This is a genomic window from Roseomonas fluvialis (assembly GCF_022846615.1).
GTDB classification, from domain to species: Bacteria; Pseudomonadota; Alphaproteobacteria; order Acetobacterales; family Acetobacteraceae; genus Neoroseomonas; species Neoroseomonas fluvialis.
Map to the genome: position 1 here is coordinate 358,302 of NZ_AP025637.1, position 25,197 is coordinate 383,498.

Genomic DNA, 25,197 nt, shown 5'->3' on the forward strand with positions numbered 1-25,197 from the left:
CGTGTTCCGGGCCGCGTGCGTAGCAGGCGGCCAAGCCGTGCGGCAAAGCCGTGCAGCGGTGCTCCCGGGCCTGCCGCGCCGGATCGCGCCGCAAGCCCCTTGGGTCGTACGGTCATCCGGCCGGCACGAATGCGTCGAACCAGGCCGCGACCGCGGTCCAATCCCCCGCCGGCGCCGCGAGGACAAGGTAGCCGTCCGGGCGGACCACTTCGATGAAGCCGCTGCCCGCGGCGCTGCGGGGCGTGGGATCGATCAGCGCACCGAAGCGTTCGAGCAATCCGGGCGGTGGCGGCTCGTCGGCCCGCAGCACGAAGCGCGGCGTATCGCCCGCGCCATAGGGCGCCTCGCCTTCGACCGGCGGCACCCGCGATCCCGCCGCGCGTGGCGCGTGGCGCGAAGCGCCGTTGATCGGGCTGTGGGGGTAGCCGACCGACGTCTCGGCCGCAACATCCACCACCGCATGCTGCACGGGCGCGAAGCCGAGCAGCAGGTGCGCCAGGCCGTCGCGCAAGGCGCGGCCGGTGGCGCTGTCGATCAGCGTCGCCTTCGTCATGCGGCCCGCGGCCGCAATCACCGCCGCGCCCACCGGCCGGCGTTCGGCGTCGTAGCTGTCGAGCAAGGCGGGCCGGGCCAGGCCGCGACTGACAAGCGTGAGTTTCCACGCGAGATTTACCGCATCCTGCATGCCGGTGTTCATGCCCTGGGCGCCGGCCGGGCTGTGGATGTGCGCAGCATCGCCCGCGAGGAAGACGCGGCGGTCGCGATACCGCGGCACCTGGCGCTCGTTGATGCGGAAGGCGCTGCTCCAGATCAGCTCGGTCAAGGCTACCCCGCCCGGCCCGCGGTGGTCGAGGACCGCCTGCACCGCGGCCGCGTCCGGTGCCGCGCGTGGCGCGCTCCCCGCGGGGCCGTCGCTCGCGATCATGCGGTAGCGACCCGCCCCCAGCGGCAGGATGAGCAGCGGTCCGTCGGGATGCCAGTCGGTGAATCCCTCGTGCGGAGGGAACGGCGCACCGTTCAGTCGGAAATCCGCGAGGATCCAGCTGGTGTCCATCGTGTCGCCGTCGAAGGAAAGTCCGAGCGCGTGCCGAATCGTGCTGTGGGCGCCGTCGCAGCCGACCAGCCAGGCGAAGCGAGCGGTCTCCTCCCGCCCGTCGGCGTGGCGCAACGTGGCGCTGACGCCCGCGTCATCCTGGTCGAGGCCGGTCAGCTCGACACCGAGACCGGTGCGGATGCCGGCGGCGTCGAGATGCCGTTCGAGGATCTCCTCGGTATCGCTTTGCGGTAGCATCAACGCGAAGCGATAGCGCGAGGCGACCGCTGCCAGGTCGATCCGCGCGATGGGCTTGCGGGCAGAGCTGATATTCATCGCGGTCACCCTATTGCCACGGGCCACAAGGTCGTCGGACAGGCCCTGGCGTTCGAGCAGCTCCAGCGTACGGGGCCAGATACCGACGGCCCGCGACGTGGTGCTGCGCGTGGCGATGCGGTCGACGATACGGACCGCGACGCCGTACCGCGCCAGTTCGAGCGCGAGGGTCAGGCCGACGGGCCCCGATCCAATGATGAGCACGGTGTCGGTCATGATCTCCTCCGGCGGACTGCTGTGACGGCGACCACCGTGCAGGTCGGGCGGCCTGGCGGCATGCCCAGAAGTGGTGGCCGTCAACGCCGGCGTATCGTCGCGCTGGTCGTGCTGCTGAGATGCGCCGTGTTCGACATGCCCGTGCGGCGCGATGATCTTCTGGCGAACCGCCGGACCGCCCTTGGCGGCAGGCCACGTGGGTGGTGGTTGAGCGCCGGCACCGCCGATCGCGCCATCGGCACCTGGGCGCCTCGGCAGGCCCAGCGACCGCGCCCGCCTGCGCGGTGGACACGCGCGACAGGCGAACCAGGTTGCCGCACGGATGAACCTCCGCGGCCGACCTGCGCGAAGGTCACCGGACCTGCCGTGTGAGGTATGTTCTCTCGGCGCGTCGTGGTCAGCATCATCTGGGTCGATTGGGGTACCTCGTGCTGCTGACGCATCTGCTCACCGACGCGCGTGTCAGGCCGGAGCAGGTTGCCTCCGTGCGCTGTCGTGCCCTGCACGAGAACAAGGTTCCGGCGGCTTTCGACCGCGTTGCGGCGCGGGTGACGAGGCGGCGTACGCCCTGAGCGAGATGCAACGACCAGGTCGGCCTCCGTCCAGTGTCGCCCTTACGAATCCCTTACGCCCATGGCGTCGGTTCCACATCGCGCCGCAACGCCGACAACCTGCAACGTGTTTCCCCTGACGAGGGGAATTCCATGCTCGACTTCATCCTGCTGGCCACCGCCTTGGGCGCCTTTGGCTTGCTTGGTTTCTACGTTCGTGGTTGCGGGCGGGTCTGACCATGAGCCTCGAACTCTGGCTTGGCGGCGGCGTCGCGTGCGGCCTGTTCGCCTATCTCCTGTGGGCACTCCTGCGGCCCGAAAGCCTCTGACATGACTCTCATCGGTTGGGCGCAGATCGCGCTCGTGCTCGGCTGTACGCTGCTGCTCGCGGTACCGGTCGGCCTATGGCTGGCGCGGCTGGCGCAGGGCCGGCTTGGTGTGCTCGCGGGTCTCGACGCTGTCGTGCTGCGCGCAGCCGGCGTGGATGCGTCGCGCGGCCAAGGCTGGCAGGCCTACCTGCTGGCGATGCTCGCCTTCAACGCGGCGGGCTTCGCAGTGCTCTACGCCATGCTGCGTCTGCAGGGCGTGCTGCCGCTGAACCCGCAGGGCCTTGGCGGCATCCCGCCCTATCTCGCCTTCAACACCGCCATCTCCTTCGTGACAAACACGAATTGGCAGGCCTATTCCGGCGAGGTGGCGATGTCGCATCTCAGCCAGATGACGGGCCTGGCGGTGCAGAACTTCCTCTCCGCCGCCACAGGCATCGCGCTCGCCTTCGCCGTCATGCGCGCCTTCGCCGTTGGCCGCGTGGCGCAGCTCGGTAATTTCTGGGCGGACCTCACGCGCGTCACGCTGTGGCTGCTGCTGCCGGGTTCGATCCTGGCCGCCTTCGCCTTCATCGCCATGGGCGTGCCGCAGACGCTGCAGGCCAGCGCCGCCGCCACCACCCTGGCGGGCGGCGAGCAGACCATCGCACTCGGGCCCGTCGGCTTCCAGCTCGCCATCAAGCACCTGGGCACGAATGGCGGCGGCTTCTTCGGGGTGAACTCGCTGCACCCCTTCGAGGGGCCGAGCGCGCTTGCCACCAGCCTGCAGATCATCCTGCAGACGGTGATTCCCTTCGGCCTGTGCCTGGCCTTCGGCCGCATCGTCGGCGATCTGCGGCAGGGGCGCGCGCTGCTCGCCGTGATGGTCGGCTTCGTGTTGGTCGCGACGCTGGCGATCTACGCCGCCGAGGCAGCCGGCAACCCACTGCACATTGCGGCCGGCCTGGCACCCGCGCAGGGCAACATGGAAGGCAAGGATTTGCGCTTCGGCATCGCCCTCGCCGCACTATTTACCGCCACCACCACGGGGGCGAGCTGCGGTGCGGTCAATGCCATGATCGACAGCTTCACGCCGCTGGGCGGCCTGGTACCGATGTTCCTGATCCAGCTGGGCGAGGTCCTGCCCGGCGGCGTGGGATCCGGGCTCTATGGCATGCTGGTCTTCGCGCTGCTGGCGGTCTTCGTGGCCGGGCTCATGGTCGGCCGTACACCCGAATACCTTGGCAAGAAGGTTCAGGCGCGCGAGGTGAAGCTCGCCATGCTCGCCGTCCTCGTGCTGCCGGCGGTTATCCTGGGACTGGCCGGTCTTTCGCTGGTGCTCGAGGTCGGCACCGCCTCGCTTCAGGATGCCGGGCCGCATGGGCTATCCGAGATGCTCTACGCCTATACCTCGGCGGCGGGGAACAACGGCTCGGCCTTCGGTGGCCTCACTGCCGATACGCCCTGGCTCAACACGACGCTGGGCCTCGCGATGCTGGCCGGGCGCTTTGGCTTCGTCATCCCGGTACTGGCCATCGCCGGCAGCTTGGCTGCCAAGCCGCGCGCGCCTGACGGGCCCGGCACGCTGCCGACCCATGGGCCGCTCTTCATCGGCCTGCTGGCCGGTGTGATCCTGATCCTCGGCGGGCTGCAATACCTGCCGGCCCTCGCTCTCGGCCCGATCGCGGAGCATGTCGCGATGCTCGCCGGCCAGACCTTCTGAAGGCTGTTCCCGATGCAAACCTCCATCGCGCTGTTCGACGGCGCCATTCTTCGCCGCGCGGCGCTCGACGCTGTGCTGAAGCTCGACCCGCGGCACCTCATCCGCAATCCGGTGATCTTCGTGACCGAGGTCGTGGCCATCCTGGTCACGCTGCTCGCGGTGCGGGACGCGGTGCAAGGCGGCCCCTTCGGCTTTCAGCTGAGCGTCGCCGCCTGGCTGTGGCTCACCGTGGTCTTCGCGACCTTCGCCGAGGCGGTGGCCGAGGGCCGCGGCAAGGCACGCGCCGCCTCGCTTCGCGCTGCGCGGGGGGACACCATGGCGCGTTGGGTGCCCAACCCCGATGACCCCGCCATCACCGCACCGCGCCCCGCCGCCGAACTCCGCCGAGGTGATCATGTGCTGGTCGAGGCGGGGGAGATCATCCCGTCCGATGGCGAGATCGTGCGGGGCATCGCCAGCGTGAACGAGAGCGCGGTCACCGGCGAGAGCGCGCCGGTGATCCGCGAAGCGGGGGGCGATCGGAGCGCCGTCACGGGCGGCACGCTGGTGGTCAGTGACCGCATCATGGTGCGCATCACCGCCGAGGCGGGCGGCACTTTCCTCGACCGCATGATCGCGATGGTGGAAGGCGCATCGCGCCAGAAGACGCCGAACGAGATCGCGCTCGACATCCTGCTGGCCGGCATGACGATCATCTTCCTCATCGCCGTGGTCACGCTCGTGGCCTTCGCGAGCTACAGCGGCGCCGCGCCCTCGGTCGTGGTGCTCGCCGCGCTGCTCGTGACGCTCATTCCCACCACGATCGGCGGGCTGCTCTCGGCGATCGGCATCGCGGGGATGGACCGGCTGGTTCGCTTCAACGTGCTCGCCACCTCCGGCCGCGCGGTGGAGGCGGCGGGCGATGTCGACGTCCTGCTGCTGGACAAGACCGGCACCATCACCTTCGGTAACCGCCAGGCCGCCGCCTTCATCGCCGCACCCGGCGTGAGCGAGGCCGAGATCGCCGAGGCGGCAGTGCTGGCCAGCCTCGCGGACGAGACGCCGGAGGGCCGCAGCATCCTGGCCTTCGCGCGCGAACACCACGGCATCGTCGCCACTATGCCGGAGGGTGCGAAAGCCGTGCCCTTCACGGCGCAGACGCGCATCTCCGGCATGGACCTGCCGAGCGGCGCCTATCGCAAGGGCGCGGTGGACAGCCTGGCCGCGACGCTGCGGAGCGAGATCCCGCCCCAACTGGCCGCCGGGATCGACCGCATCGCGCGCAGCGGCGCCACGCCGCTGGCCGTGGCACGGGATGGCCGGATCCTCGGCGCGATCGAACTGAAGGACATCGTCAAGCCCGGCATCCGCGAGCGCTTCGCCGAATTGCGCCGCATGGGCATCCGCACCGTGATGGTCACCGGCGACAACCGCCTCACGGCGGCCGCGATCGCCGCCGAGGCCGGCGTGGACGACTTCCTCGCGGAGGCCAAGCCGCAGCAGAAGCTCGACTACATCCGCGCGCAGCAGTCCGAAGGACGCCTCGTCGCCATGGCGGGCGACGGCACCAACGACGCGCCGGCCCTTGCGCAGGCCGATGTCGGCCTCGCCATGCAGACCGGCACCCAGGCGGCGCGCGAAGCCGGCAACATGGTGGACCTCGACAGCGACCCCACCAAGCTCATCGAGGTGGTGGACATCGGCAAGCAGCTGCTCATCACCCGCGGCGCGCTGACCACATTCTCGATCGCCAACGATGTGGCGAAGTATTTCGCCATCCTGCCGGCGATCTTCGTCGTGCAGTATCCGGGCCTCGCCGCGCTGAACGTCATGGGGCTGACCAGCCCGCAGAGCGCCATCCTCTCGGCGGTGATCTTCAACGCGCTGATCATCGTGGCGCTGGTGCCTCTGGCACTGCGTGGCGTTGCCTACACGCCGGTGGGCGCGGCCGCGCTGCTGCGCCGCAACCTGTTGATCTACGGGCTGGGAGGCCTGGTCGCACCCTTCATCGGCATCAAGATCATCGACGTCTTCCTCACCCTGATCGGAGTAGCCTGAACCATGCTGCGCCCGCTTGTCTCTCTCCTGCTCGGCTTCACGCTGTTGCTGGGCGTCGTCGTGCCGCTCGGCGTCACCGCCATCGCCGGACTTGCCCTGCCCGAGCGCGCCGGCGGCAGCCTGGTCCGGCGCGAGGGCCAGGTGATCGGCTCCGCCCTCATCGGTCAGCACTTCGAGGAACCACGCTGGTTCCAGGGCCGGCCTTCCGCGACCTCCGCCGCACCTTATGACGCCGCCTCCTCGGCTGCATCGCAGTTGGGGCCGACCAGCGCGGCGCTGCTCGCGACCGTCACCGAGCGTATCGCCGGCGCGCGGGATGTGCCCGCCGATGCCGCGACCGCCAGCGGCTCCGGCCTCGATCCGCATATCAGCCCGGAGAATGCGCGGGCGCAGGTCGCGCGCGTGGCGGCGGCGCGCAGCCTGCCGCCGCAGCGGGTGGCCGCACTCGTGGACCAGCACGTCGAAGGCCGTGAGTTCGGCCTTCTGGGAGATCCGCGCGTGAATGTCCTGCGGCTCAATCTGGCGCTGGAGGCGATGCGTTGATGCCGCCCTTACGGGGCCGCGCCAGCTTCCGCATCGCGGCCTGATCCCCCGCGATGCGATGGTCTGGCCGTCAACAAGGAGGCAGGCGAACGCCTTGCCGGGACAGATGGAAGACCCTCTCGGTTTCGTTGATCTGCTGCGCGCCCTTCTGCCGCCGCTCGCCGCGCTGTGGCTCTGGGGCCTGGGCCGCGTGCTGCGCGATCTGCGCCGCGTCAGCCCGGGCAGACCCGACCTCGCGCGGTGCGGCCTGCCTCGCCAGCCCCTGCCGCCCTCGCCCTTGCAGCGCTTCTTCGCCCGTGGACGAGGGGACGCGCGACCTCCGCGGGGCCGTCTCGCGCAATGATCCGACGTGGGGCCATTGCCCCGCGCTCCGGCCGCGCCGGTCCTGGTGGCGCTCACGCCGTGGTTCGGCTTGTCCCTGCCGATCTCGGACCTCGCCTGCGCAGGACGCGCCGGGCGTCGCTGACGTGAGGCCCATGCCGGCTTATCGTGCCGGCCGATGAGCACGGCCGAGCCGGAACGCCCCGACCCCGATGCCCTGGCCGAGATCGCGGCCCGGGAAGGGCGCGGCCGGCTCAAGGTCTTCCTGGGCGCAGCACCCGGTGTCGGCAAGACCGTGGAGATGCTGACGGAGGCGCGCCGGCTCCATGAGGCCGGCAGTGACGTGCTGATCGGCCTGGCCGAGACGCATGGGCGCGCCGAGACGGAAGCCGCGATCGGCACGCTGGCGCGGCTGCCGCTGCGCGCCATCGCGTACCGCGGCCAGGTGCTGCACGAATTCGACCTGGACGCGGCGCTGGCAAGGCGGCCCGGCATCCTGCTGCTGGATGAACTCGCCCATACCAACGCGCCCGGCAGCCGCCACGCCAAGCGCTGGCAGGATGTGGAGGAGCTGCGCGACGCCGGCATCGAAGTCTGGACCACGATGAATGTCCAGCACCTGGACAGCAGCGCGGAAGCGGTTGCGCGCGTCACCGGCGTGCGCGTGGCCGAGACGGTGCCGGATGCCGTTCTCAAAGGTGCCGATGCGGTGGAGCTGGTCGATATCCCCCCGGCCGAATTGCTGGAGCGTATGCGCGCCGGGAAGATCTACCGTCCGGAGCAGGCCGAGCGCGCCCTGCGCGGCTTCTTCAAGGAGGGCGCGCTCGCCGCCTTGCGCGAACTTGCGCTGCGCCGCACGGCGGACCGCGTGGATGCCGACGTCACCTCCTGGATGCGTCGCAACGCGGTGGCCGGACCCTGGCCGGTCGGCGAGCGGGTGCTGGTGCTGATTCCCGGCGGCGCCAGCGGCGACCCGGTGCTGCATCAGGCCCGCCGCCTGGCCGATGCGCTCCACGCGCCCTTGCTGGCGCTGCATGTCGAGCAGCCGGGCCAGGAATCCGACCCTGGCCCCGGCATCGCGCTCGCCCAGCACTTGGGCGCGGAGACCGAGGTGACCACCGCCACGGACCTTCCGGCGGCGATCCTTGCCCATGCGCGCGCCCGGCGTGCCACGCACATCATCCTCGGCCGGGGCGAGCCACCCTGGTGGCGACGGGTGTTCGGGCGGACGCTCGTGGCTGCGCTGGCCCGGCAGGCGCAGGAATTCACCCTGCATGTGGTGCCGAGCCAGGCGGCCGCGCGTGCCACGCCGGCGTCCCGTCCGCTGCCGCGATGGACGACGTGGCTTGCGGTCCCGCTCCTGGTCGGTGCGGCGACGCTGGTCTGCCTGGCGCTGGATGGGATGGTGCCGGATGCCGCCTTCGGGATGGTCTACCTGGCCGCCATCGTGGCCATCGCCGCTATCGTCGGGCCCGTGCATGCCGGGGTCGGCGCAGCGCTGTCCTTTCTGGTCTGGAACTTTCTGTTTCTGCCGCCCCGCTATACGCTCGCCATCGCGTCGGCCCAGGACGTGCTGGGCGCTGCGGTGTTCGGCGCCGTCGCCGCGCTGCTGGCCGGCACCACCGGCCGGCTTGGACGGAATGTTCGATCCGCAGCGGTGCGGCTGGCGGCGCTGCGGCGGCTCACCGCACTGTCGCGCCGGCTGAATGCCCAGGCCTCGATGCCGGAATTGCAGATGGCCGTGGTCGAGGAGGCCGCGCGGATCATCGGTGGCCCGGCCTGCCTTCTGCTGCCGCTTGACGAAGCCCTGGCAACGACGCTGCCGGATCAGTTCAGCCGGGATACCATCCTCAAGGCCGAACCGGTGCTGCGTGCGGCGAGCCCGGCGGACGCCACGCCCGATGACGGCGCCATGGCCGCTGCGCGCTGGGCGCTGGCCAACGGCCGCGCCGCCGGACGAGGCACCGCGACGCTGCCGACCAGCGCCTGGCGTTTCCTGCCGCTTACGGCGCCGCGCGATGGCGAGACGATCGTGCTCGCGCTGCTCGGTCTGCGGCCGGTCGAGGAGACCGCCGACCCCGAGGCGGATCGCGCCATCGAGGCGCTGCTGGACCAGGCGGCCGTGGCGCTGGAACGCGCGCGCCTGGCTGATACGGCGGCCAATGCGCGCGCGCGCGGCCAGACGGAAGCGCTGCGCACGGCGCTGCTGACAAGCCTCGGCCATGATCTGCGCACGCCGCTCACCGTCATCCGCGGCGCGGCCGAGACGCTGCGCACCGCCGGCACGGCGCTGTCGGACGCAACCCGCGCCGACCTGCTCAGCAGCATCGAGGAGGAAGCGACGCGCCTCGCCCGCTGGATGTCCGCCATCCTGGACATCGTGCGTCTGGAGAGCGGCCAGGTCGTGCCGCGGCGCGAGCCGGTCGATGTGGCCCAGGCGCTGGAGGAGGCGGCGCTGCGCGCGCAGCAGGCGCATCCGGGCAGGACAGTGCTGCGCGACCTGCCGGCGGATCTGCCACGTCCAGGACTCGACCCGGCGCTGCTGGATCGCGTTCTGGAGAATCTGATGGACAATGCGATGAAGTATTCTGCTCCAGGCACTGCCCTGCGCCTGCTGGCTCGTCGGGAAGGAACGGAGATCGTGCTGGCTGTCGAGGATGATGGTCCCGGTATTCCCGCCGAGGATCTGCCACGAATCTTCGATCCGTTCTTCCGCGCGGCGCGCACCGACAGCATCGCCGCCGGCTCCGGGCTCGGCCTGTCCATCTGCCGCGGTCTGGTCGGAGCGATGGGCGGACGCATCACGGCGGAGAGCCCGATCGCGGCAGAGCGAGGGACACGCGTCACGCTGCGCTTCCCCGCATGACGGCTGCACCATTGCCGATCCTGGTGATCGATGACGAGCCGCAGATCCACCGCTTCCTTGGCCCGGCGCTTGAGGCCGCGGGCTATGCCCCCTTGCGGGCGGAGACGGCGCGCGAGGGGTTGCGCCTCGCGGCATCGCGCGGGCCGGCCTGCGTGCTGCTCGACCTCGGTCTGCCGGACATGGACGGGAAGGAGGTGCTCGCCCGGCTGCGCGCCTTCAGCAGCGTGCCCGTGATCATCATCAGCGCGCGCGATCGCGAGGCGGAGAAGGTCGCAGCGTTGGATGCCGGTGCCGATGACTATGTGGAAAAGCCGTTCGGCCTGGCGGAACTGCTCGCGCGATTGCGCGCTGCGACGCGCCGTGCGGTGCTGACCGAAGCGCCTTCGCCCGTCGTGATCACCGGCGCGCTCGCCATTGATCTGGAACGGCGGCTGGCGCGGGTGTCCGGGGTCGAGCTCTCGCTCACCCCGCGCGAATGGGACCTGCTGGCGGCGCTTGCTCGTGACCTGGGAAAAGTGGTCACGCAACGGCGGCTGCTGACCGAGGTCTGGGGGCCGGCGCATGTGCAGGACAGCCAGTATCTGCGGGTCTATGTCGGGCAGCTGCGGGCCAAGCTCGGCGATGCAGCGCGGCTGCTGCGGACGGAACCGGGGGTTGGATACCGGCTATTGGATGCCGGGTGAACGACAGCGCTGACGAACCCCGGCGGCTGCGCATTCAGGTAGGAGCCTTCGCGCCGTCACGGGCGATCGGGCGCCGATCGGGTCGTCGACGCCTTCGGCACGCCGGTGCTGCGGGCGGTCGGGAGTTGCTGGACGCCAACCGTGGCGTCGACTTCGCGGTGCAGACGGCGCCTGCGTAGGCATTCGTACTGGACAGCCGCCTTTGCGTGCGGGCCTCCGACGGTGCGGGAGGAGATCGCGGGCGACGTGCTCGCCTCCGCCACGGCCATGCGGTGGCGCGCCGGGCTTGTCGGAGATGACGCGTGCACCGCACCTGCGGGGATGGTGGACGGTGTCAGGCCTTCCCGCTCTCGGCAAACATCTTCTGGTAGTGCGACCGCATGTGGGCCACGCCGCCGGTCGTGAGCCCGCCATCCGCCGTGACCTCGCTACCCGTCATGAACGACGCCGCCTCGGAGGCCAGGAACAGCACGATGGCGGCGATCTCCTCCGCGCTCGCCTCGCGGCCGATCGGGATCGCATGCCGATTGGCTTCGAGATGGCCGTCCGGCGCGGCATCCGTCAGTGGTGTGGCGATCGTCGCGAGATGGATGGAGTTGACCCGGATACCCTCGGCCGCAAACTCCAGCGCCGCGGATTTCGTCAGGCCGCGCAGCGCCCATTTGCTGGTCGTGTAGGACGGGTCGGCATGCGCGATCAGACCGGCGGTCGAGGAAATGTTGACGACCGCCGAGGGCGGCGAGCGTGCGAGTAGCGCGCGGCAGTGCTTCATGCCGAGGAACGCCCCGGTCACGTTCACGGCCATGGCGCGGTCCCATTCAGCGCGCGTCGTCGCGGCGAGTGACTTTCGGATGATCAACCCCGCATTATTGACCAGCACATCGAGCCGCCCCGGCCCGCGCTCGAGGACGCTGGCCAGTGCCTGCCAGTCGCTCTCCTGCGCGACGTCGAGCAGGTGGAAGGATGCGCGAAGGCCCTCCGCCTGCAGTGCTCCGACGAGATTCTCGCCCTCCAGCCGCAGGATGTCGCAGACATGCACATGGGCACCCTGGCACGCGAAGCCGCGGACGATGGCGGCACCCAGGCCGCGTGCGCCACCGGTGACGCAAACACTGCGCCGATGCGCCCCGGCATCGGCCATCATGCCCGCCAGTTCAGCCATGGGCAGCGCGATGTACCCATCACGGTGGCCATGTCCGCGCTGCCGAGCCAGGGCAGGTTTTCGGTCAACATCATGACGGCATCACGATGCGCGCAGGGCAGGCGCGACCGGGCCGGCCGAGCGGCCAGGCCGTCTGCGCGCGCCCCACGCCTGGCGCGCCGAGCGCCATCGCGGCCGCGCCGATCGCCAGCGCTCGTCTGGTGACCATGGCTACCTTCCCTACTCCGGCTGGTAGTTGACGCTGCGCAGCAATTCGGTGGCGCGATTGATCTCGGCGGCGATGAAGCTTCGCGTCTGCTCGATGCTCTCCGTCACGGGTTCCAGGATCTGGCTCTTGAGCCGATCGACGATGCCGGGTTCGCGCATCGTCTCCTGCATCAGTGCATTGACCCGCTCGTTGATGTCGGCCGACGTGCCCTTTGGTGCCCAGACGCCGTACCAGGACTGGAACTCGAAGCCGGGCAGGCCCGCTTCCGCCATGGTTGGCACGCTCGGCGCCAGGCCCGAACGCGCGGCCGTCGCGATGCCGAGCGCGCGGACCCGGCCATCGCCCGTTGCCGGCAGCAGGGCGAAGCTCGGGTCGATCAGCAACTGCGCATTGCCGCCCATCAGGTCGGTCAGCGCGGGCTGCGTTCCGCGATACGTCACCATGTCGATCTGCACGCCGCTGCGGCGCAGGAACTCGATCGTCGCAAGATGCCCCGCCGAGCCGAGGGAGGAGAGTGCGAAGTTCCAATCGCGCGGCCGCGCCTTCGCCGCCTCGATCACCTCGGCCAGCGTGCGCTGCGGGCGCTGGCCACTCATCACCATGACGAGCGGCGCCGCCGCGGTGCGGGCCATCACCTCCAGGTCGCGCTGCGGGTCGAAGGTCGCGCCGCGCAACACCAGCGGCATGACGGCGGTGTTGAAGGCGGAGGCGAGCAGCGTGAAGCCGTCGGGTGCCGCCTGCAGCACCGCATTGGTGCCGATCAGGCCGGCGCCGCCGGTGCGATTCTCGACCACCGCGGTGGCGCCCAGCTTTTCCTGCAGGCGCTGCGCCGTCAGTCGTGCGAGCGCGTCGTTCGCCGCGCCGGGTGGCCAGGGGCAGATGACGCGGATCGGCCGACCGCGCGGCCATACATCCTGGGCCTGGACGGCGGGCGCGGCCAGCGCTGCGACGCCGCTGGCGGCCGTGGCGAGAAGATGACGTCGGTTCATGGTGTGCTTCCTCCGAAGGGTCGCGCGACGTTGCGCGCGGCCGTGTTGATGCGGTCAGCCGTCCAGCAGCGCTCTGCGCTCCGCCTCGCTGAGCGGCAGCAGGGGCGGGCGAAGGCGATGCCAGCCATCCTCTCCGGTGCGCTGCGCGAGCAGCGCCTTCAAGGATGCCATCTGCGCGAAGCGCGACGCGCGGTTGCGCATGGCGACGATGCGCGCCTGCGCGGCGTCCACCTCGGCCGCGCGCGCGGGATCGGCGAAGTGGCGGAAGACAAAGGCGAGGTCGGCCGCGACCAGGTTCGATGTCGCGGTGATGCAGCCCGCGCCGCCCTTGCGCAGCAGCGGCAGCATCAGCGGATCGGCGCCGGCCAGCACCGCCAGGCCCGGAAAGGCCGCCACCAGCGCTTCCATGTGCGTGAGGTCGCCAGCGGAGTCCTTGATGCCCGTGAACACGCCTGGATGCGTGGTGCGCAGGCGCTCGATCACCGGGAAGGGGATCGGTACCGCCGACATCTGCGGGATGTGGTAGAGCACGATCCGCAGGCGCGGATCGCCGATGCGCTGCACCACCTCGGTATAGGCGGCGAACAGCCCGTCCTCGGTGACGCCTTTGTAGTAGAAGGGCGGCAACATTACGACGGTCGTCACACCCAGCGACAGCGCATGGCGCGTCAGCGCCACCGTCTCGGCCAGCGCGGCCACCCCGGTGCCGGGCAGCAGCCGGTCAGGCGCAATGCCGGAAGCGATCACAGCGTCCAGAAGTGCGCGGCGTTCGTCGGAGGAGAAGGAATTCGCCTCGCCCGTCGTGCCGAGCATCGCTACGCCATCGCAGCCCTCGGCCAGCAGGCGGCGGCAATGCGTGACGAACAGCGCGGCGTCGGGCGTGCCCTGCGCGGTCACCGGGGTCAGTGCGGCGCAAAACACGCCGCGCGGGTGCAGCGCGGTCATGCGGTCTCGCCCGCCGCCCAGTCGGGTGCGACGCGCACGTATTTGATGGCCTGGCGCCAGTAGGTGTAGGCGATGTGCAACGCGCCGTCGGGCGTCTGGCAAAGCGATGGGTACGAAAACTCCCGGTTCAGCCGGTCCTTCGAATTGTTGGTCATGCAGTAGCCGTCGCCAATCTCGAGGGCGCGCCGCACCGGCCAGGTGCGGCCCTGGTCGGCCGAAATCGCCAGCGTCATCGGTGCCCGCGGCGCGCCCCAGAAGGCGCTGCGGCCGGTCGGCGGCGCGGCGGGCGCCAGGTCCTCGCCGCCGATGTCGTCATACAGCGACAGCCGCCGCCCGGTCGCATCCGCCGCGCTCGAATGGTTGTAGACCATCGCAAGGCGCCCATCGGTGAGCCGCGTCGCCATCACCGAGGAATTGTTGTTTGGCAGTTCCGTTCGCACCGGCGCCGACCAGCTCCGTCCGCCATCCGGTGACCGGCTGACGTAGACAAAATCTGCCCAGCGGCTGCGATAGAACGCGGCCAGCGTGCCGTCGCGCAGGTCGACGATGCTCATGTGCACGCAGCCGGTGCTGGCGGGCACGGCGTGTTCTATCCAGGTCGTGCCGGCATCGGTGGAGATCATCACCGAACTGGTGTCGAGGTCCCCCGTCCAGGCGCCAGCCGGTGGCTTGGTGCAGCGCCAGATCGGCAGCAGCCAGTCGCCGTTGTCCAGCACCACGATCGGACTGCGGATGAAGGTGCCGAAGCCGGGCTGTTCGCCGAACAGCGTCTCGATCGGGCCCCAACTGCGCCCACCATCGTTCGAGATGCGGCGGCGGATGATGGCGGTATCCTGGTTGCCCGAGACCTGTGCGGTCCAGAGCAGCCAGATCTTGCCGTCCGGCGCACGGAACAGCAGCGGGTTTTGCTCCGATCGCATCGGGTCGTCCGACAGCCTTTCGGCCGGTGACCAGCGATCCGCGCCCGCGGCCAGGCGCGAGAAATGTATGGAGATGTCCGGCACCCCTTCCTGCGTCCCACCGAACCACACGCACCCCATGTCGCCGCCCGGCAGCGGCAGCAGGAAGGCCGCGTGGTTCTGTACGCAGGGGGTCGGGATGAAGGCCTCGATGCGCGCCGGATCGCCAGGCGCGGGGGCCAAGGTCTCGGGACGGTCGATCACGCCGGCGTCGGGCATGGGTGATTCCTCAGAAGGCGGAGCGATACATCGCGAGAATGTCCTCGCGGCGCATCTCGCGTGGGTTGTTGTCGAGCAGGCGGCGGATGGCATGCGCCTCGCTCGCCATCACGGGCAGGTCGTCCTCCGGCACATCGAGACGCGAGAGCCGCATCTCGATGCCGAGCGACGCGCACCAGCCATGGCTCGCCGCCAGCACGTCGGACGCGCCGCCGAGGCCGAGCGCGTGCAGCACCAGCGCCGTTTTCTCCGGTACCGCGGATGCGTTGAAGGCCAGCGTGTGGGGAAAGATCACGGCGCAGGCGAGGCCATGCGCGACATGGTGCCGCGTGCCCAGCGGATAGGCCACGGCATGCCCCGCCGTGGTGTTCACCGGGCCCAGGCAAAAGCCGCCATACAGCGAGGCGAGTGCAAGCCCGGCCCGCGCCTCGCGATCCGCTCCATCCGCAACCGCGCGCGCCAGGAAACGCCCGACCAGGCGGATGCCCTCCAGCGCATAGAGATCGATCGTCGGGTGCGCGCGGCGGCTGGTGAACGCTTCCGCGCAATGCGCCAGCGCGTCGACGCCGGTCGCCGCCGTCACCGCTGCGGGCACGCTCAGCGTCAGGTCGGGGGCGACCACGGCGAGGTCGGCGATCATGTGGCGCGACTGCACCGCGAGCTTGTTCTGCGTCGCGGGGTCGGTCACCAGCGCGCGCGATCCCGCCTCGCTGCCCGTGCCGGACGTGGTCGAGACCTGCGCAAGTGCGACGCGGCGGCCCGCCACCTTTTCCGGCCCCACTACCTCGTGCAGCGTCTGCCCGCTGCCGGGCAGCACGGCGACCAGCTTCGCGAGATCCATCGCGCTGCCGCCGCCGAAGCCCACCACCAGCTGCGGCTGCACGCAATCCGCCAGCGCCAGCGCGGCATCGAGGTTCGCGATGTCGGGCTCCGGCTTCACCGTGCCGAATACGCTCACCTCGCCCGGCAGGCCAAGCAGATCCACGCGCGCCGCGTTGAAGCCGCCGGCGACGACGAGGCTACGTGTGATGCCGCGCTCGCGGGCCCAGGGGCCGATCGCGTCCACCTGCCCGGGCCCGAAGGCGATGCGCGCCGGGCGATCGAGGTCGATGGGTCGCAGCAGGTCGGTCATGCGTGGGTACCGTGCGACGCCAGCATTTCGGCGTATTCGATCGCCTCGATCAGACTGCGCTCGCTGGCGATGCCGCGGCCGGCGATGTCAAAGGCGGTGCCGTGGTCGACCGAGGTGCGGATCACCGGCAGGCCGAGCGTGATGTTCACCCCCGACAGCGCATCCCATGTGCCAGTCGCAGGATCGACATGGAAGCCCAGCAGCTTCACCGGGATGTGCCCCTGGTCATGGTACATCGCGACCACCGCGTCGAACTGCCCGGCGCGCAGCTTCACGAAGACCGTGTCGCCCGGCACCGGACCGGTCACGCGCATCCCGTCCGCGACCGCCTGCGCGATGGTCGGTGCGACGACGTCGATATCCTGCCGTCCGAACAACCCGCCCTCGCCGGCATGAGGGTTCAGTGCCGCCACGGCGATGTGCGGGTGCGCGATGCCCAGGCTGCGCAGCGCCTGCTGAGTCAGGTCCAGCACCAGCCGGATACGCTGCGGCGTGACGCGCTTCGGCACCTCCTCCAGTGCGCAATGGGTTGTGACGTGGCTGACCCGCATGTTGCCGTGCGCGAGCAGCATGACGCTGCCCTTCACACCGGTCAGTTCGGCCAGCATCTCGGTATGGCCGGCATAGTGGTAGCCGGCCTTGTTTAGCGCTTCCTTGTTCAGCGGTGCCGTCACGATCGCGCCGACACGGCCCGCCTGCGCGAGGCGCACGCCGTGTTCGACCGCGAGGTAGGCGAAACGCCCCGCATCGGCCGAGAGCACGCCGGGTTCGATCGGCGCGCCTTCCGGCCCAGCCTGCAGGAAGGCCAGCCCCGGCCAGTCGGCGTCCGCCGCGACCTCGGGCAGCGCGAGCTCCGGCGTCAGCGCGGCCCGCGCACGATCCAGCGCGGTGCCACTGCCGATCACCAGCAACCGCAGCGAGCCCTCCGCGATTCGATCGTGCAACGCGCGGCAGGCCTTCACGATGATCTCGGGCCCGATGCCGGCGGGATCGCCCATGGTGATCGCGAGGTGGCGGGGCGTCATGCAGGAATGCTCCGGAAGGTCGGAAGGGAGTCGGTGAGCAGGTCACGCCACAGCGCGTCGCCGCCGAAGGCGCCGGACTTCGAGACGACGGGCACGCCGTCCCAGGCGCCGCCGCGCATCACGGAGCGTGGCACGCCAGGCTGCACGATGCCCACGGCGTCGAGCCCGCCGGCGCCGAGCGCATCGCAGATCGCGCGCAACGTCTCCCCGCCGGCGGCAACCAGCGTGCCAGGCCGCGGCAGGCGCCGCGTCAGACCAGCCAGGGTCGCGGCGATGCGTCGCGCCGCCTCGGCGCGGTCGAGGCCGTCGGGCAGCAGGACGCGCACCATCGCGGCGCCGATCGTGTCCAGCCTGCATGCCACCGCGGCCGTGTCGTCACCGGCCCCGATCGCGATGCTGCTCGCGCCGCACGCAGCAAGCTGCCGTGCAGTCGCCACCTGGTCCGATCCGAACAACCCGAGCACCGGGCCACGCAGCGCCGTGTCCACCGACGCGGCCGAGGTGCCGGCCAGCGCGCGCGCCAGGCCGCCGCTGCCGCACCACAGCACCGGGCCGTCCGCCCGGCGGCCAAGGTCGACGATGCGCGCGAGGTCGGCATCCTGGTCCGCATCGAAGACCGCCAGGCCCGGCGGCAGCGGAGCGAAGGGATCGCCGCGCAGCACCTGCAGGCCTTCCACGGTGAGCAGCGTCGCAAGGTCCGGCGCCACCGGGGCAAAGGACGCATCCGACTGCCGCGCCAGCACCCGCCCGCCGCGCATGATGCGCCCCTGCGCCGGAAACGCGGGTGCCAGCACGACATGCCGCCACGGCGCCGCCGCCATACAGGCCGCGAGCTCCGCCGCGACATGCCCGCGCAGCAGGCTGTCGATCTTCTTGAAGGCGATGTCGCCGCCGCGCAGTGCGGGCGCGACCGTGCGCAGCCTCGCCACCGCGGCATCGCGTGACGCCTCGCGCGTGCCGGCATCGATCGCGACGCTGCCCGTTGGCGCAACGTCGTGCCAGCGCACCGGCACCGCGCCGCACAGCCCGGTCAGCTCGGCCGCCGAATCCAAGGCGCCCGTGAGGTCGTCTGCGATCAGGCGCAGCACCGGGCGCGTCATGGGCCGCGCCTACCCGCCCCGATGGTGCCGAGCGATAGGCGCAGCGCAGTGCCGAGTTCCGCCGCCAGCGCGCAGGCGCGTGGCGCGGTCAGCGCGATGAAGTCGGGCAGCGGCAGCCGGTCGCCGCCGATGGTCAGGCTCACCCCCGCGACCGGCGCGCCCTGTGCGTCGAGCACCGGCGCCGCGACGGTGCGCAGCCCATAGGCGTTCTCCCCATCCGAGACCGCATAGCCCCGCGCCCGCACCTCATCGAGCCGCACGAGCAGCGCATCGAGGTCCGTCACCGTGCGGTCCGAGAGCTTGACCCGAGGCACGCTGCCGAGCTGCGCGACCTGCTCCTCGCGGGGCAGCCAGGCCATGATCGCCTGACCGAGCGCGGTGGCATAGGCGCCGATGCGCGTGCCCGGGCGGCGCACCACGCCGTGGCGTTCGAGCCCTGCCTCGACGCGCGCCAGGTAGATCACTTCGCCCTTCTCCAGCACGCCGAGGGAGCCGGCATCGGCCACGTCCGGCACAAGTTCGCGCAGCAGGGGGCGGGCATGGGTGGGGAGGTCGCCGGCGGATAGCGCGGAATAGCCGAGCTCCAGGCATTTCAGCGTGAGGCGGAAGCGGCGGCCCTCCGGCACGGGGCGCAGGTAGCCGAGGCCGAGCAGCGTGTGGACGAGGCGGAAGGCGGTGCCGCGGTCATGCCCGGTGATCGCGGCGACCTCGGCCAGGGTCAGCTCCGGCCGGTCGGGGCCGAAGGCCTTCAGCACGGCGAAGGCCTTGGCGACGGACTGGACCAGGTTCTTCGGGTTCTCGACGCGGCCTTGCGTGCCGTCCACCGCCGCTTGCCCTCCCGTCAATGTTCGGAATGCGAACACTTGTTCGATTAGTGGTGAATTGCTATCCGCACCTCCAGCGCGCGTCAAGCGCGTCGGACCCCCCGCGGGAGAAGCTGCCGGATGCCGATCGAGACCAGCGCGGGCCACGCGATCGTCACCGGCGCGAGTTCCGGCATCGGCGCCGCCATCACCGCGCGGCTGCTGCTCGAGGGCTGGCGCGTCACCGGGCTGAGCCGGAGCGATCCCGGCTTGGACCACGCGCACTACGATCACCGGACCGTCGATCTCCTGAACGCGGCCGCGCTCGAGCCGGCGGTCGCGGGCCTGCGGCCCACGGCCTTCATCCATGCCGCCGGGCTGATGCGCGGTGGCGTCGTCGGCGCCCTGGATGTCGAGGCGGGGCGCCTGCTGTGGCGGCTACATGTGGATGCCGCGATGCTGCTCGCGAACCTGCTGGTGCCGCGCATGCCGGATGGCGGACGCATCGTGCTGGTCGGCAGCCGTACCGCGGCGGGCGCCCTTGGGCGCAGCCAGTATGCCGCGACCAAGGCGGCGCTCGTCGCGATGGTGCGGTCCTGGGCGATCGAACTCGCCGCTCGCGGCATCACGGCGAATGTGGTGGCACCGGCTGCGACCGACACGCCGATGCTGCGCGACCCGGCGCGGGCGGGCGTGGCGCCGAAGCTGCCACCGATCGGGCGCTACATTCGTCCCGAGGAGGTCGCCGCGCTCACGGCGTTCCTGCTGGGGCCTGAGGCAGGCGCCATCACGGGCCAGCAGTTGCTGATCTGCGGCGGCAGTTCGCTCTGACTGGGCCGAGGGCAACGGCTCTGTCCGTCGACCGGAGATGTCGATTGATGCACCGGCGAACGCGCTCCGCTGGACCGCCTGTCGGTGCACGGTGTGCTGCGCATTGCTGCCAGGGCGTTTCGATCGCTGGTTTTCGCTGGCGCAGCGATGGGAACCGGGGGGGCGAGTTTCTCTGCGACCGCGGGATATGGTTGCGGCTCACGTCGGCTCAGGCAGGCACCGCCTTCGCGATGGTCGCCAGACGCAGGCTGTGATCGCGGGGCGGTTCAAGCGCGGCGGCTTCAACCGCAAGGCGGGCCATGTCACGAGCGGCGATGCCGTCGTACGAACCAGCGTTCCGGAACGGATTTCCGAAACACCTCAGAAAATCAACGTCACCTGCGTGCGCAACTGCCATGTCGCGGCATCGTCCGGCCGCACCACGTTGTAGTACGCGCCGGCCAGCAGGTTCACCGGCAGCCGGCCCAACCGGATCACCCGCCCGACCTGGGCGCCGACCGGCACGGTCCAGGCATTGCTGCCACGCTCGAGCCAGTTCGCGGTGATGATGGGTGCGGTGCCGACGTACCAGCCTTCGCCGAAATTGTAGTTCACGAAGGGCTGCAGCAGGAAGTTGTTGTACTGCGTGCCGCCGCGCCCCGAGGTGCCGCCGAACGACCACACGTTGTTGGCAAGCGCGCCGGCCACCCATGGCCCGCCCATGTAGACCAGCGCCGCCGTCGGCCCGCCGCCCCACACCGGCGAACCCAGCGAGCGGTCGCTTGCGGTCGGGATCTGCAGCACCGGCCCGACCGCCCAGAGCCATCCGTTCACCGGCTTGGACGGCGACAGGAAGGCCGAGAAGGTGATCGGCCCGGATCCGAAGGGCACCGTGTCGGCGAATGGCTGGAAGGACGGGTTCCACACCAGCGGCAGGATGGTGCGGGTGATGATGTTCCAATCCTCGTTCACGTGGATCGGAATTACCGGCTGGATGTTGAGGATCTCCTGCGTGCCGTTGTTCGGACCGACGCGGAAGTTCGTGTTGGACTGGAACGGGAAGCTGTAGAGGTCGCCGATCGGGTTCTGCAGCTTCTTGGCGAGTTCCGTCGCGCTGGCCGACGATGCCGGCGGCGCGACGCCGGCGCGGGTGCGGACCTCGGGCTCGGGCGCCGCCGGCGACTGCGCCGATGCCGCCAGGGGCAGGCCGGTGCACAGCCCAAGTGCGAGCAGGAAGCGGACGGTGGGAAGCGCACGTCGTGTCATGGCCGATGCCTTGTGCCGTGTTGGGCCCGGCGCGCGGTTGCACCAGCGCGCCGGGGTCGATGGGAACATGCGCGGCGTCAGGGCCGCTGGACCGGCCCGATCAGGGGCGTGCGCACCGGCGCGGCCATGCCGTAGAACACGGTCATGCCCTGGCCGCCGCAGCGCGTTGAATCGCGCTCCGGCCCGCTGCCGTAGCAGGCGGTCGGATCCTGCCAGTTGTTCGACGCCCACAGATTGCCGGCAGGGTCGATCGACACGTCCACCAGCATCTGCATGCCGCCGCCGACATAGCCGCCGGCAGGTGAGATCGCGTCACCGGTGCGTGCACCGGGCGGGCAGGTCTCGGTGCGCACGCCGCAGATCTGCGTGATGCCGCCGCCAGGCGCGAAGTTCGACACCCAGGCATTGTCGTTGCCATCGATCGACACCGCCCAGGCGCCCCAGATGCTGCGCGTCGGGTTGTACGGCGACCCCGGCAAGGGAGTTCCGTCGGGCCGCAGCACCGACACGCTGCCCATGCCCGGATTGTCGAGCAGCTGGCGCAGCACGACCTGGTCGATGGTCGACAGCGATGCACCTGTCTCCTTCAGGTAGAGCAGATGCAGCCGAGTCTCGATCGACAGGCCAGCGCCCAGCGTGTTGGTGACCCACACATTGCCGCGACTGTCCACCGCCATGCCCTTGCCGCTGTGGCCGCCGGCGGGGAATACCTCGACGCGACTGGGGTCGCTCGCAGGGAAGCGCGTGACCGTGTCGCCGATGGCGTTGCTGATCCAGATTCGGTCCTGCTGGTCGATCACCAGGTGGAAGGGACCGTTCAGCCTGCAGGGGCTTTCGCGGTTCGGCCGGCTATCGGTGGCTTCGCAGAAGAAGCGCGCCCGCCCCGGATCGCCCTGCGGCATGAACACCACGCGGTCATTGGTGAAGTCGAGCGCCCAGACATCACCGCCCGGCGTGACCATCACGCCCTGCATGAAGCCGAGCCGCCCACCCATATCGTAGCCCTGCGGCGGTGAGATGGGCCGCCCGTTGCGATCGAACAGCGACATTGTCCGGCCGCTGGTGCTGTTGATCCAGACGCGCCCGTTGCGGTCGATCGCGGTGCCGAAGCCCGGACCCTGCAGCCCGCCGCCAACAAAGCCCGTGGTGGGCGGCGATGTCGCGCGCCCGTTGGGTGCGAAGCGCGACAGGTTGCCGTTCCACAGCGCATCGCCGCCCTGCGAGCCGACGATGAAGTTCGCACCGCTCCAGGCATTGCCCTCGGCGTCGAAGGCCACGCGCGCGCCACCGATATAGCCGCCGCCGGCGAAGCGGAGCGGCATCACCCAGGCACTCGGCGCGCGGCTCAGATACGGCAGGAAGGGCGTGGCGCGCAGGCCGCGACTCGCCGGGGGCACCGGGTAGAAATCGTTCAGCAGGGCAAAGACACGCGCGGGCTCGTGGCCCGGGTTGCGCGCGATCGCCTGCGCCGCGGCCAGGGTATCGGCCGGTGCCGCGCCCGCCGGCGGCGTGGCGGCGGCGAAGAAGCTGCTGCAGGCGTCCACCTTCACGCGCGTCGCGCAGCCCGCCATCACATTCGCCAGCGTCGCGAAATTCGCCATGGTCGGCGTCTGCGAACTGTTCAACGGATCCTGGATGGTCGCGCCCCATCCCCCGGTCCGGAGGTCGACGAAGTTGGGCACGTTGCCGGCGGCGATGCGTAGGCCCAGCGCGTGGCCGCGGATGGCTGTGCCCTCGATGAACTGCGCATGCGTCCAGACCGAGGCGATGGTGGTGAATTCATTGACCACGACGCGCGCGGGAGGCGCCGCGCCCAGCACCGCCATCAGCCCGATCGCCGGGTTGGGCCGGCCCGTCCGGTTCGTGGCCGCCTCGCCACCCGAGGCGACCAGGTACAGGCTCGCGCCGGCCGGCACGCGCTGTACCGCGACGACGAAGCGCCCATCGGCGGTGCTGCGAACTTCCGCCAGCCGCGTCGGCGACTGTGCGCCGGCGGCCCAGAGCGTCACGCTCGCGCCGCCCACGGCGCTGCCGCTGGCCTGCACCTGGCCTTCGATCCGCGTGGCGGCCGCCGCGACGCCGGCCGAGGCTATGAGCGTCGTCGCGGCCAAGGCCGCGATCCGCAGCGCCGTGGTCGTCCCGGCGCGTTGATCCGCGCAGATCCCAAGGCGGGCGAGCACCCGCCGCATCCCGTTCCGCATCCTGTTCCATCCCCCGTGTTGTGCTGCACCGGTGCGCTCGGTCGCCGGCGGCGGGCCGTGCCACGCCGGCGAGCGCGGGCTCTTTCGCTAGCCGACGGGCACCACCGGCGGCGGCCCCTGGAAGGTGTCCAGGTTCTGCAACCCCGCTGCCACGGCCGGGACCGGCGCGTAGTTGCGCAGGATCAGGTAGAACGGCCCGGCCGGCGCCGGCAGCCAGTTGGCCTGCTTGTCCGGCCCCGGGTTCTCGTGCTGCAGGTACAGCGTGAAGGACCCGTCGGCGTTCTTGGCCAGCGCGTTGTCACTGCCGAGCGCGTAGCGGTTGATCGCGTTCGGCACGCTGTAGCGCGTGGCCGCGTCGTATATCGTGACGGACCAGAAGCCCGGCGCGACCGGTTGCGCGAACTCCATCGCACCGCGGAAGGTCATCGCGTATTTCCGCGCACCGGTCAGCGGCTCGTTGTTGGCGTCGAGCGGCCCGGGATAGTAGATGGCCTGGATCGGCGTGTTCGCCGTCAGGCCGAAGATCGCGACGACACAGCGGGACATGTAGTCGGCGCCCGCATCGCCGGTGTTCGCCGGCGGTATGATCCAGCCATTCTTCAGCCGGCCGACCAGCGGCATCGACTGCACGACCATGGGGCCGATCTCCGCGGTGATCCTGCGCATCTGCGCCAGGTAGATCGGGTTGACGCCGGCCGCGCTCCAGGGCTTACCGAACTCGATGCCGAGATACCTGAACTGCGGCAGGACGGCGTCGATCTCCTTCTGCGGCGGTGGGTTCTCGTTCATCGCTGCGGCGAAGATCGACCAGAACTGCATGGGATCGGTGAAGTCCATCATGCTGCTGGCCACGCCAGGTGCCATGACGGGCGTCTCGTAGTTGTAGGCGGGACGCGCCGGTGCGGGGCGTCCGGAATACTGTGCCAGGCCTTCCAGCTTGATCGCCCGCAGCACCGCCTGCGCGGCCGGCAGGTCGGCCTCGTTCTTCACGTGTACGCGCGGCTGGAACTCGATCCAGCGCGTCGGGCAATCGACCCGCGTCACGCCGGCCGGCAGCGTGCCGGTCCAGCCGGGCCCGACGAAGGCGAACTTGCCGCCGCGATAGCCTGACGGGCCACCTGCCGGATAGGCGAAGGCCCGCGTCCACATGTCGCAGACCTCGATCATGTAGTAGCGGCCGCCCGAGTCCGGGGCGGTGAGGATGTAGGGTTCCTGGCCGAGATCCGCGAAGCCGAAGCCATAGATGACGTTCACGTTCGGCGAGACATAGCCGGACTGCGCCGCAAGCGTGGGCGTCGCGATGTCCTCGAACCGCCAGATGCTGCCCGGCGGCGCCTTCGCGTCCGGACCGAAGGCAACCGTTGCACGCAGATTGTACATCGCAACCAGCGGCGCCGCGTAGGTCGCCGCCTGCAGCACCAGCGATCCGCCCCAGCCTTCCATCGCCGAGATCGCTTCGCGCGCGCGGGCCCGTGCTTCAGAACTGCCGGGACGCCAGGCCTCGGCCGGTGCGGTCCGCTGCGCCTGGGCCTCGGAGATCAGTGCACTCGCGAGAATGAGTCCGCCGCCGCCGGCGAAGACGTTCCTGCGATTGAGCGCCACGTGCTCGCTGTCCGGGTTGGTCATGGATGCTCCTGTGCGGTCACCCGCGATGGTGTCGAATGTCGAGCAGCGGCTGGCGCGCGGCTGCGGCATACGCCGCCGCGAAGGCGCCGCGTGCGACGCACCACCCAGGCTCGACAGCGCCGAGTTTTCGGTGCCAGC

At 70.6% G+C, this 25,197-nt stretch carries 20 protein-coding genes; 7 read left to right on the forward strand and 13 right to left on the reverse strand.

Annotated elements, in window-relative coordinates; genetic code table 11:
• Positions 1 to 112 precede the first annotated feature (112 nt).
• Positions 113 to 1,585, reverse strand: a complete 1,473-nt coding sequence (locus MWM08_RS01800; RefSeq protein ID WP_244457762.1) for an FAD-dependent oxidoreductase — start codon at positions 1,583 to 1,585, stop codon at positions 113 to 115.
• 790 nt (positions 1,586 to 2,375) lie between these two features.
• Between MWM08_RS01800 and kdpF the strand changes: the two genes are divergently transcribed.
• The 6 genes from kdpF to MWM08_RS01830 all read left to right on the forward strand — a co-directional run bounded on the left by kdpF (position 2,376) and on the right by MWM08_RS01830 (position 10,614).
• Positions 2,376 to 2,465 (forward strand): K(+)-transporting ATPase subunit F, encoded by a 90-nt coding sequence (kdpF, locus tag MWM08_RS01805; protein WP_244457763.1) that lies wholly within the window; start codon positions 2,376 to 2,378, stop codon positions 2,463 to 2,465.
• 1 nt (position 2,466) lies between these two features.
• The gene (gene kdpA / locus MWM08_RS01810; protein ID WP_244457764.1) at positions 2,467 to 4,164 is read left to right on the forward strand and encodes a potassium-transporting ATPase subunit KdpA; all 1,698 of its coding nucleotides are present in this window, start codon (positions 2,467 to 2,469) and stop codon (positions 4,162 to 4,164) included.
• Positions 4,165 to 4,176: 12 nt separating this feature from the next.
• Positions 4,177 to 6,201 carry a potassium-transporting ATPase subunit KdpB gene (kdpB, locus tag MWM08_RS01815; protein ID WP_244457765.1) on the forward strand — a complete coding sequence of 675 codons (2,025 nt, stop codon included), beginning with the start codon at positions 4,177 to 4,179 and terminating at the stop codon, positions 6,199 to 6,201.
• Between the two features lie 3 nt (positions 6,202 to 6,204).
• The gene (gene kdpC / locus MWM08_RS01820; RefSeq protein WP_244457766.1) at positions 6,205 to 6,744 is read left to right on the forward strand and encodes a potassium-transporting ATPase subunit KdpC; all 540 of its coding nucleotides are present in this window, start codon (positions 6,205 to 6,207) and stop codon (positions 6,742 to 6,744) included.
• Between the two features lie 499 nt (positions 6,745 to 7,243).
• Positions 7,244 to 9,931, forward strand: coding sequence for a sensor histidine kinase (locus tag MWM08_RS01825; RefSeq protein ID WP_244457767.1), 2,688 nt, complete (start codon positions 7,244 to 7,246; stop codon positions 9,929 to 9,931).
• Positions 9,928 to 10,614, forward strand: a complete 687-nt coding sequence (locus MWM08_RS01830) for a response regulator (protein WP_244457768.1) — start codon at positions 9,928 to 9,930, stop codon at positions 10,612 to 10,614. Before MWM08_RS01825 ends, MWM08_RS01830 begins: the two co-directional genes overlap by 4 nt.
• 334 nt (positions 10,615 to 10,948) lie before the next feature.
• Here the strand turns inward: MWM08_RS01830 and MWM08_RS01835 are convergent, their stop codons facing one another.
• The 9 genes from MWM08_RS01835 to MWM08_RS01875 form a co-directional block, all read right to left on the reverse strand.
• Positions 10,949 to 11,776, reverse strand: coding sequence for an SDR family NAD(P)-dependent oxidoreductase (locus MWM08_RS01835; RefSeq protein WP_244457769.1), 828 nt, complete (start codon positions 11,774 to 11,776; stop codon positions 10,949 to 10,951).
• 70 nt (positions 11,777 to 11,846) lie between these two features.
• The gene (locus MWM08_RS01840) at positions 11,847 to 11,984 is read right to left on the reverse strand and encodes a hypothetical protein (RefSeq protein WP_244457770.1); all 138 of its coding nucleotides are present in this window, start codon (positions 11,982 to 11,984) and stop codon (positions 11,847 to 11,849) included.
• Positions 11,985 to 11,995: 11 nt separating this feature from the next.
• The gene (locus MWM08_RS01845) at positions 11,996 to 12,973 is read right to left on the reverse strand and encodes a Bug family tripartite tricarboxylate transporter substrate binding protein (RefSeq protein WP_244457771.1); all 978 of its coding nucleotides are present in this window, start codon (positions 12,971 to 12,973) and stop codon (positions 11,996 to 11,998) included.
• A gap of 54 nt (positions 12,974 to 13,027) precedes the next feature.
• Entirely contained in the window at positions 13,028 to 13,918 is an 891-nt protein-coding gene (locus tag MWM08_RS01850) for a dihydrodipicolinate synthase family protein (RefSeq protein ID WP_244457772.1), read from the reverse strand.
• Complete coding sequence (locus tag MWM08_RS01855; RefSeq protein ID WP_244457773.1) at positions 13,915 to 15,096, reverse strand: sialidase family protein; 1,182 nt, start codon at positions 15,094 to 15,096, stop codon at positions 13,915 to 13,917. The genes MWM08_RS01850 and MWM08_RS01855 overlap by 4 nt, the downstream gene beginning before the upstream one ends.
• Before the next feature lie 10 nt (positions 15,097 to 15,106).
• A complete protein-coding gene (locus MWM08_RS01860) occupies positions 15,107 to 16,228 on the reverse strand; it encodes an iron-containing alcohol dehydrogenase (protein ID WP_244457774.1) in 1,122 nt (373 codons plus the stop codon).
• Positions 16,225 to 17,253 (reverse strand): 4-hydroxythreonine-4-phosphate dehydrogenase PdxA, encoded by a 1,029-nt coding sequence (gene pdxA / locus MWM08_RS01865; protein WP_244457775.1) that lies wholly within the window; start codon positions 17,251 to 17,253, stop codon positions 16,225 to 16,227. The genes MWM08_RS01860 and pdxA overlap by 4 nt, the downstream gene beginning before the upstream one ends.
• Entirely contained in the window at positions 17,250 to 18,353 is a 1,104-nt protein-coding gene (locus MWM08_RS01870) for a four-carbon acid sugar kinase family protein (RefSeq protein WP_244457776.1), read from the reverse strand. The genes pdxA and MWM08_RS01870 overlap by 4 nt, the downstream gene beginning before the upstream one ends.
• Positions 18,350 to 19,177: an IclR family transcriptional regulator gene (locus MWM08_RS01875; RefSeq protein ID WP_244457777.1), complete on the reverse strand. Its 828-nt coding sequence runs from the start codon at positions 19,175 to 19,177 to the stop codon at positions 18,350 to 18,352. Before MWM08_RS01875 ends, MWM08_RS01870 begins: the two co-directional genes overlap by 4 nt.
• Before the next feature lie 120 nt (positions 19,178 to 19,297).
• Here MWM08_RS01875 and MWM08_RS01880 point away from each other — a divergent pair, with 120 nt between their 5' ends.
• Positions 19,298 to 19,987 (forward strand): SDR family NAD(P)-dependent oxidoreductase, encoded by a 690-nt coding sequence (locus MWM08_RS01880; protein ID WP_244457778.1) that lies wholly within the window; start codon positions 19,298 to 19,300, stop codon positions 19,985 to 19,987.
• 360 nt (positions 19,988 to 20,347) lie between these two features.
• On the opposite strand, the gene MWM08_RS01885 is transcribed toward MWM08_RS01880, so the two are convergent.
• The 3 genes from MWM08_RS01885 to MWM08_RS01895 form a co-directional block, all read right to left on the reverse strand.
• Positions 20,348 to 21,232 (reverse strand): hypothetical protein, encoded by an 885-nt coding sequence (locus MWM08_RS01885; protein ID WP_244457779.1) that lies wholly within the window; start codon positions 21,230 to 21,232, stop codon positions 20,348 to 20,350.
• Between the two features lie 77 nt (positions 21,233 to 21,309).
• Positions 21,310 to 23,412 (reverse strand): NHL repeat-containing protein, encoded by a 2,103-nt coding sequence (locus MWM08_RS01890; RefSeq protein WP_244457780.1) that lies wholly within the window; start codon positions 23,410 to 23,412, stop codon positions 21,310 to 21,312.
• Positions 23,413 to 23,520: 108 nt separating this feature from the next.
• Positions 23,521 to 25,059: a DUF1254 domain-containing protein gene (locus tag MWM08_RS01895; RefSeq protein WP_244457781.1), complete on the reverse strand. Its 1,539-nt coding sequence runs from the start codon at positions 25,057 to 25,059 to the stop codon at positions 23,521 to 23,523.
• Between the last annotated feature and the right edge of the window lie 138 nt (positions 25,060 to 25,197).

Excerpts from the sequence above, each read along its gene's own strand:
- MWM08_RS01800 (WP_244457762.1), bottom strand. The coding sequence starts at position 1,585 with ATGACCGACACCGTGCTCATCATTGGATCGGGGCCCGTCGGCCTGACC.
- kdpF (WP_244457763.1), top strand. The coding sequence starts at position 2,376 with ATGAGCCTCGAACTCTGGCTTGGCGGCGGCGTCGCGTGCGGCCTGTTC.
- kdpA (WP_244457764.1), top strand. The coding sequence starts at position 2,467 with ATGACTCTCATCGGTTGGGCGCAGATCGCGCTCGTGCTCGGCTGTACG.
- kdpB (WP_244457765.1), top strand. The coding sequence starts at position 4,177 with ATGCAAACCTCCATCGCGCTGTTCGACGGCGCCATTCTTCGCCGCGCG.
- kdpC (WP_244457766.1), top strand. The coding sequence starts at position 6,205 with ATGCTGCGCCCGCTTGTCTCTCTCCTGCTCGGCTTCACGCTGTTGCTG.
- MWM08_RS01825 (WP_244457767.1), top strand. The coding sequence starts at position 7,244 with ATGAGCACGGCCGAGCCGGAACGCCCCGACCCCGATGCCCTGGCCGAG.
- MWM08_RS01830 (WP_244457768.1), top strand. The coding sequence starts at position 9,928 with ATGACGGCTGCACCATTGCCGATCCTGGTGATCGATGACGAGCCGCAG.
- MWM08_RS01835 (WP_244457769.1), bottom strand. The coding sequence starts at position 11,776 with ATGGCTGAACTGGCGGGCATGATGGCCGATGCCGGGGCGCATCGGCGC.
- MWM08_RS01840 (WP_244457770.1), bottom strand. The coding sequence starts at position 11,984 with ATGGTCACCAGACGAGCGCTGGCGATCGGCGCGGCCGCGATGGCGCTC.
- MWM08_RS01845 (WP_244457771.1), bottom strand. The coding sequence starts at position 12,973 with ATGAACCGACGTCATCTTCTCGCCACGGCCGCCAGCGGCGTCGCAGCG.
- MWM08_RS01850 (WP_244457772.1), bottom strand. The coding sequence starts at position 13,918 with ATGACCGCGCTGCACCCGCGCGGCGTGTTTTGCGCCGCACTGACCCCG.
- MWM08_RS01855 (WP_244457773.1), bottom strand. The coding sequence starts at position 15,096 with ATGCCCGACGCCGGCGTGATCGACCGTCCCGAGACCTTGGCCCCCGCG.
- MWM08_RS01860 (WP_244457774.1), bottom strand. The coding sequence starts at position 16,228 with ATGACCGACCTGCTGCGACCCATCGACCTCGATCGCCCGGCGCGCATC.
- pdxA (WP_244457775.1), bottom strand. The coding sequence starts at position 17,253 with ATGACGCCCCGCCACCTCGCGATCACCATGGGCGATCCCGCCGGCATC.
- MWM08_RS01870 (WP_244457776.1), bottom strand. The coding sequence starts at position 18,353 with ATGACGCGCCCGGTGCTGCGCCTGATCGCAGACGACCTCACGGGCGCC.
- MWM08_RS01880 (WP_244457778.1), top strand. The coding sequence starts at position 19,298 with ATGCCGATCGAGACCAGCGCGGGCCACGCGATCGTCACCGGCGCGAGT.
- MWM08_RS01885 (WP_244457779.1), bottom strand. The coding sequence starts at position 21,232 with ATGACACGACGTGCGCTTCCCACCGTCCGCTTCCTGCTCGCACTTGGG.
- MWM08_RS01895 (WP_244457781.1), bottom strand. The coding sequence starts at position 25,059 with ATGACCAACCCGGACAGCGAGCACGTGGCGCTCAATCGCAGGAACGTC.